This is a genomic window from Pseudomonas sp. P5_A12 (assembly GCF_056400685.1).
Genome location: NZ_JBFUKU010000278.1, coordinates 1 through 6,893 on the forward strand (window position 1 = coordinate 1; position 6,893 = coordinate 6,893).

Sequence of the window (6,893 nt, forward strand, 5' to 3'; positions counted from 1 at the left end):
ATGTTCCACCGATCTGCCGCAAAGCTGCATGACTCGCGGGCTACAAGCCTGAAAGCAAAGGGAAAAACGCCAAACTCAAGCACGACGAACGACTCTACGCCCCGCTCGCCCCTGCGACCTTTAGACCAATGGACGAGAATTGTCATGCATGAACCATCGGCAGATTGCCAGCTACCTATGTATAATGCCGCCGCTGACTAAAGGGTCACGAACGCTGGACGGCTCTATGATGAGCCTTTCCGCTGGAAAAGCCGGCCTGTTACCGCAGCCCGAACGCTTGACGCCCTAACTGATGCACCCAACATCACAGCAACGAAATCTCGATATTCGGCTCATGGATGACTTTGAACGAACGCGCTTACCCGGCGCCCCTCGAGTTTCTGCGCACGCTTTAGCAAAGAAGAGAGAGTTAATCCGAATATGCCCACCCGCTCGAAGATCATCTATACCTTCACCGACGAAGCCCCAGCCCTCGCCACCTATTCACTGTTGCCTATCGTAGAGGCGTTCACCGCCTCGGCTGATATCGCCGTTGAAACCCGCGATATCTCTCTTGCAGGACGCATTCTGGCCAGCTTCCCCGAGCAACTGGGTGATAAAGCCGTAGCCGACCACCTCGCCGAACTGGGCGACCTGGCCGTTACGCCAGAAGCCAACATCATCAAGCTGCCGAACATCAGTGCTTCCGTTCCGCAACTGCAAGCAGCCATCAAAGAACTGCAAGCCCAGGGTTTCGCACTTCCTGACTACCCGGAAACCGTGACCAGCGACGCCGACAAGCTCGCCAAGTCGCGTTACGACAAGATCAAGGGCAGCGCCGTGAACCCGGTTCTGCGCGAAGGCAACTCCGATCGTCGTGCGCCACTGTCGGTCAAGAACTACGCACGCAAGCACCCGCACAAAATGGGCGCCTGGGCTGCTGACTCCAAGTCCCACGTCGCTCACATGAGCACCGGCGATTTCTACGGCAGCGAAAAAGCCGCCCTGATCGACGCTGCTGATGCCGTCAAAATCGAACTGATCGCTCAAGACGGCACCACCACCGTCCTGAAAGAAAAAACCACCGTACAAGCCGGTGAGATCCTCGATTGCGCGGTCTTGAGCAAAAACGCTCTGCGCAGCTTCATCGCTGCCGAGATCGAAGACGCCAAAGCCAAAGGCGTGCTGCTGTCGGTTCACCTCAAAGCCACCATGATGAAGGTCTCCGACCCGATCATGTTCGGCCAGATCGTTGCCGAGTTCTATAAAGACGCACTGGCCAAGCACGCTGACGTGCTGGCACAGATCGGCTTCAACCTGAACAACGGCATCGGCGACCTGTACGCTCGCATCAAAGCCCTGCCGGCTGAACAGCAAGCTGCCATCGAAGCCGACATTCAGGCGGTCTACGCCGTTCGTCCGTCGCTGGCCATGGTCAACTCCGACAAAGGCATCACCAACCTGCACGTGCCGAGCGACGTCATCGTCGACGCCTCGATGCCGGCAATGATCCGTGACTCCGGCAAAATGTGGGGCACTGACGGCCAGCTGCACGACACCAAGGCGGTGATCCCGGATCGCTGCTACGCGACCATCTACCAGGCGGTCATCGAAGACTGCAAGGCAAACGGCGCTTTCGACCCAACCACCATGGGCAGCGTGCCAAACGTCGGCCTGATGGCGAAAAAGGCCGAAGAGTACGGTTCGCACGACAAGACTTTCCAGATCAAGGCCAACGGCGTTGTCCGCGTTACCGACAGCAAAGGCGCCCTGCTGCTGGAGCAATCGGTTGAAGTCGGCGACATCTTCCGCATGTGCCAGACTAAAGACGCGCCGATCCAGGACTGGGTCAAACTCGCCGTCAACCGTGCTCGCGCAAGCAGCACCCCAGCGATTTTCTGGCTGGACCCGATGCGCGCTCACGACGGCGTAGTGATCGAGAAAGTTCAGGCTTACCTGAAGGATCACGACACTGCCGGCCTGGACATCCAGATCATGGCGCCAGTTGACGCGATGAAGTTCACCCTGGACCGCACTCGCGAAGGCAAGGACACCATCTCGGTGACCGGCAACGTATTGCGCGACTACCTGACTGACCTGTTCCCGATCATGGAACTGGGCACCAGCGCCAAGATGCTGTCGATCGTTCCGCTGATGAATGGCGGCGGTCTGTTCGAAACCGGCGCTGGCGGCTCGGCACCGAAGCACGTCCAACAGCTGCTGGAAGAAAACTTCCTGCGCTGGGATTCCCTGGGCGAGTTCCTGGCCCTGGCCGCGTCCCTTGAGCACCTGGGTGTGACCTACAACAACCCTAAGGCGCTGGTTCTGGCCAAGACCCTGGACCAGGCCACCGGCCAGTTCCTGGACAACAACAAGTCGCCATCGCGCAAAGTCGGCAACATCGACAACCGCGGCAGCCACTTCTACCTGGCGCTGTACTGGGCTCAAGCCCTGGCCGCCCAGACTGAAGACGCTGCACTGCAAGCGCAGTTCACAACTCTGGCCAAAACCCTGACCGAGAACGAAGCAACCATCGTTGCCGAACTCAACGCCGTTCAGGGCAAGCCAGTGGACATCGGTGGTTACTACCACGCCGATGCCGAGCTGATCAGCAAGGCCATGCGCCCTAGCGCAACCTTCAACGCGGCTGTTGCTGCGCTGGTTTAAGGTTGTAAGGATGCAAAGAAGCCCCGGCCCCGTGCCGGGGTTTCTGTTTGTGGCACACAGTTCGTGTAGCAGCTGTCGAGCACCGCGGTGGCTACTGCGAAGCAGTCGTAAAACCAGACACCTCGGTCTTTCATATAAACCGCGGTGGCTGGATTGGCGACTGCTTCGCAGTCGAACGCAGCCTCGCAGGCTCGACAGCTGCTACAAACAACACACACAACATCGAGGAAGGTTAATGGACTGGAAACCCCACATCACCGTCGCCACCATCGTCGAAGACAATGGCCGCTTCCTGATGGTTGAAGAACTCAAACATGGCCATGTCGTGCTCAATCAACCCGCCGGCCACCTGGACCCTGACGAAACGCTGACCGAAGCCGCCGTCCGCGAAACCCTGGAAGAAACTGGCTGGGACGTCGAGCCGACCGGCGTCGTCGGTATTTACCTCTACACCGCCCCCAGCAACGGCGTGACTTACCAGCGAGTCTGTTTCATTGCAAAACCGCTCAAACATCACCCGGACTATCAGCTGGATGACGGCATCGTCGGCGCCAAGTGGCTGACGCGTGACGAATTGCTGGAACAGCGCGCAAACTGGCGCAGTGAGCTGATCATCCGCTGCATCGATGATTATCTGGACGGTAAACACTTCGGCCTCGAATTGATCCGCCCTTCTCTTTAGCCTTGCGGGCTCCGGCCTGTTAGAATCGCGTCCTTTTTCAAGACACTCATTGAATCCCTATGCGTGATCCAGCCCCTTCTGACACACAAAAGAAGCGCGTCATTGTCGGTATGTCCGGCGGCGTGGACTCTTCCGTTTCCGCCCTCCTGCTGATCGAGCAGGGCTACGAGGTGGAAGGCCTGTTCATGAAGAACTGGGAAGAAGACGATGGAACGGAATACTGCACCGCCATGGACGACCTGGCGGACGCCCAGGCCGTGTGCGACAAAATTGGTATCAAGCTGCACACCGCCAACTTCGCCGCTGAGTACTGGGACAACGTGTTCGAGCACTTCCTGGCCGAATACAAGGCCGGGCGCACGCCAAACCCGGACATCCTGTGCAACCGCGAGATCAAGTTCAAGGCGTTCCTCGACTACGCCATGATGCTCGGAGCCGATCTGATCGCCACCGGCCACTATGTGCGTCGCCGCGATATCGACGGCCGTACTGAATTGCTCAAGGGCCTGGACGCGAACAAAGACCAGAGCTACTTCCTGCACGCCGTTGGCGGCGAACAGATCGCCAAGACCCTGTTCCCGGTCGGCGAACTGGAAAAGCCCGAAGTGCGCGCGATTGCCGAGAAATACGAGCTGGCGACTGCGAAGAAAAAGGACTCAACCGGCATCTGCTTTATCGGCGAACGCCGCTTCAGCGACTTCCTCAAGCAGTACCTGCCCGCGCAACCCGGCGAGATCAAGACCACCGAAGGTGAAGTGATCGGCCGTCACCACGGCTTGATGTACCACACCATCGGCCAGCGTCAGGGCCTGGGCATCGGCGGCTTGAAAGACGCCAGTGACGAACCGTGGTACGTGCTGATCAAGGACCTGGAACACAACGAACTGATCGTTGGCCAGGGCAATGACCACCCGTACCTGTTCTCCCGCGCCCTGCTCGCCTCGGACATCTATTGGGTCAATCCGATTGATTTGACCGAGCCGCGAAAGTTGACCGCCAAGGTCCGCTATCGCCAGAGCGATCAGCCGTGCACGCTGGAGAAAACCGCCACCGGCTATCGCGCGACCTTTGATGACCCGCAACGTGCGGTCACCCCAGGCCAGTCCGTGGTGTTCTATGACGGTGAAATCTGCCTGGGTGGCGGCGTGATCGAAATTGCCGAGCCGTGGACCAGCAAAGGCCAGCAACAATGAGCCCGACCCAGGAGCAACTGACGGCGCTGGGCGGCGTGTTTCTCGCCGCCGTCCTCGTCGACAAGATTGCCAAGAGCGGCCAGACCTCTGAAGCCGGCCTGACCTGCATGCTCGGCAGCCTGCTGATTCGTGACCCCAAGGACACGCTGGAAGTCTACGGTGGAGACGACATCAATCTGCGCGAAGGCTATCGCGCCTTGGTCGGCGCACTGGAACGCGACCCGAGCGCCCTTCAGCGCGAACCACTGCGTTACGCACTGGCGATGCTGGGGCTGGAGCGTCAGCTGGCCAAGCGCGGCGACATGCTGGAAGTAATCGGCAAGCGCTTGCCGCAGATCCAATCCCAGGTCGAACACTTCGGACCGGCCCATGAAAATGTGATCGCCGCATGCGGCGCACTGTATCAGGACACCCTGAGCACCTTGCGCCAACGGATTCAGGTCCACGGCGACATGCGTAACCTGCAACAGCCGAGCAACGCCTCGAAAATCCGCGCCCTGTTGCTGGCCGGCATTCGCTCGGCACGCCTTTGGCGGCAGTTAGGTGGTCATCGCTGGCAACTGGTGATCAGCCGCCGCAAGTTGTTGAAAGAGCTTTACCCCTTGATGCGTAACGAATAAGTCGCGCAGACAACTATTTACTCTGCATTACGCGTAATACGCCGGTCAGTTGGCAACGGACCGGCGGATATTTTCATGTATGATACGCGCCCCATTTCGTTGCCCGACTGTCCGAGAACACCCCATGCAGCTTTCTTCGCTCACTGCGGTTTCCCCTGTTGACGGCCGCTACGCCGGCAAAACCCAGGCCCTGCGCCCGATTTTCAGCGAATACGGCCTGATCCGTGCTCGCGTTCTGGTTGAAGTGCGCTGGCTCCAGCGCCTGGCCGCTCACTCTGCCATCAGCGAAGTGCCGGCGTTCTCCGCCGAAGCCAACGCTGTATTGAACACCCTGGCRGAAAACTTCTCTCTGGAGCACGCCGAGCGCGTCAAAGAGATCGAGCGCACCACCAACCACGACGTTAAAGCCATCGAATACCTGCTCAAAGAGCAAGCGGCCAAATTGCCGGAACTGGCTGCCGTCAGCGAATTCATCCACTTTGCCTGCACCAGCGAGGACATCAACAACCTGTCCCACGCCCTGATGCTGCGCGAAGGCCGTGATGACGTAATGCTGCCGCTGATGCGCCAGACCGCCGAAGCCATCCGCGAACTGGCCATCCGTTTCGCCGACGTGCCAATGCTGTCGCGCACCCACGGTCAGCCGGCTTCGCCGACCACCCTGGGTAAAGAGCTGGCGAACGTGGTTTACCGTCTGGAGCGTCAAATCGCTCAGGTCGCTGCCGTTCCGCTGCTGGGCAAGATCAACGGCGCAGTCGGCAACTACAACGCTCACCTGTCGGCCTACCCTGAGATCGACTGGGAAGAAAACGCCCGCGCCTTTATCGAAGACGAACTGGGCCTGGGTTTCAACCCGTACACCACGCAGATCGAACCGCACGACTACATTGCCGAGCTGTTCGACGCTATCGCGCGCTTCAACACCATCCTGATCGACTTCGACCGCGACATCTGGGGCTACATCTCCCTGGGTTATTTCAAACAGCGCACCATCGCTGGCGAAATCGGTTCGTCGACCATGCCGCACAAGGTCAACCCGATTGACTTCGAAAACTCCGAAGGCAACCTGGGCATCGCCAACGCACTGTTCCAGCACCTGGCGAGCAAACTGCCAATCTCCCGCTGGCAGCGCGACCTGACCGACTCCACCGTACTGCGTAACCTCGGTGTCGGCTTCGCCCACAGCGTGATCGCGTACGAAGCAAGCCTCAAAGGCATCAGCAAGCTTGAGCTCAACGCTCAGAAAATCGCTGCTGACCTGGACGCATGCTGGGAAGTCCTGGCCGAGCCGATCCAGACCGTGATGCGCCGCTACAACATCGAAAACCCGTACGAAAAGCTGAAAGAGTTGACGCGCGGCAAGGGCATCAGCCCTGAAGCGCTGCAAACTTTCATCGACGGACTGGACATGCCAGCCGCCGCCAAGGCCGAGCTGAAACTGCTCACCCCGGCCAACTACATCGGTAACGCTGTAGAGCAAGCCAAACGCATCTGATTGACCGCTGGACCTGATTGAGACGCCCGGCCGCGCCGGGCGTTTTTATTCATGTCTCAAAAGTGCTTTTTTTCAATAGGTTACACATGAATCCTGATATTCCTCTTCAACTTCTGGGCGGCATCACGGCACGCGAGTTCCTGCGCGACTACTGGCAGAAGAAACCGCTGCTGATCCGCCAGGCGATTCCTGATTTCGAAAGCCCGATCGACGCCGACGAACTGGCCGGCCTTGCACTGGAAGAAGAAGTCGAATCG

5 protein-coding genes and 1 pseudogene are annotated in these 6,893 nt (G+C 59.0%); all 6 read left to right on the top strand.

Features of this window, described 5'->3' with window-relative positions; all coding sequences use genetic code 11:
• Positions 1 to 420: 420 nt before the first annotated feature.
• Positions 421 to 2,646, top strand: coding sequence for an NADP-dependent isocitrate dehydrogenase (locus AC1DSG_RS25200; protein ID WP_477793322.1), 2,226 nt, complete (start codon positions 421 to 423; stop codon positions 2,644 to 2,646).
• Positions 2,647 to 2,881: 235 nt separating this feature from the next.
• Entirely contained in the window at positions 2,882 to 3,328 is a 447-nt protein-coding gene (locus tag AC1DSG_RS25205) for an NUDIX hydrolase (protein ID WP_477793323.1), read from the top strand.
• Positions 3,329 to 3,387: 59 nt separating this feature from the next.
• Positions 3,388 to 4,521: a tRNA 2-thiouridine(34) synthase MnmA gene (gene mnmA / locus AC1DSG_RS25210; protein WP_007946432.1), complete on the top strand. Its 1,134-nt coding sequence runs from the start codon at positions 3,388 to 3,390 to the stop codon at positions 4,519 to 4,521.
• Complete coding sequence (gene hflD / locus AC1DSG_RS25215; protein WP_223518249.1) at positions 4,518 to 5,141, top strand: high frequency lysogenization protein HflD; 624 nt, start codon at positions 4,518 to 4,520, stop codon at positions 5,139 to 5,141. The genes mnmA and hflD overlap by 4 nt, the downstream gene beginning before the upstream one ends.
• A 124-nt stretch (positions 5,142 to 5,265) precedes the next feature.
• Positions 5,266 to 6,636, top strand: coding sequence for an adenylosuccinate lyase (purB, locus tag AC1DSG_RS25220; protein WP_150778306.1), 1,371 nt, complete (start codon positions 5,266 to 5,268; stop codon positions 6,634 to 6,636).
• 86 nt (positions 6,637 to 6,722) lie between these two features.
• Positions 6,723 to 6,893: pseudogene (locus AC1DSG_RS25225) on the top strand (cupin domain-containing protein); the annotation flags it as partial.

Excerpts from the sequence above, each read along its gene's own strand:
- AC1DSG_RS25200 (WP_477793322.1), top strand. The coding sequence starts at position 421 with ATGCCCACCCGCTCGAAGATCATCTATACCTTCACCGACGAAGCCCCA.
- AC1DSG_RS25205 (WP_477793323.1), top strand. The coding sequence starts at position 2,882 with ATGGACTGGAAACCCCACATCACCGTCGCCACCATCGTCGAAGACAAT.
- mnmA (WP_007946432.1), top strand. The coding sequence starts at position 3,388 with ATGCGTGATCCAGCCCCTTCTGACACACAAAAGAAGCGCGTCATTGTC.
- hflD (WP_223518249.1), top strand. The coding sequence starts at position 4,518 with ATGAGCCCGACCCAGGAGCAACTGACGGCGCTGGGCGGCGTGTTTCTC.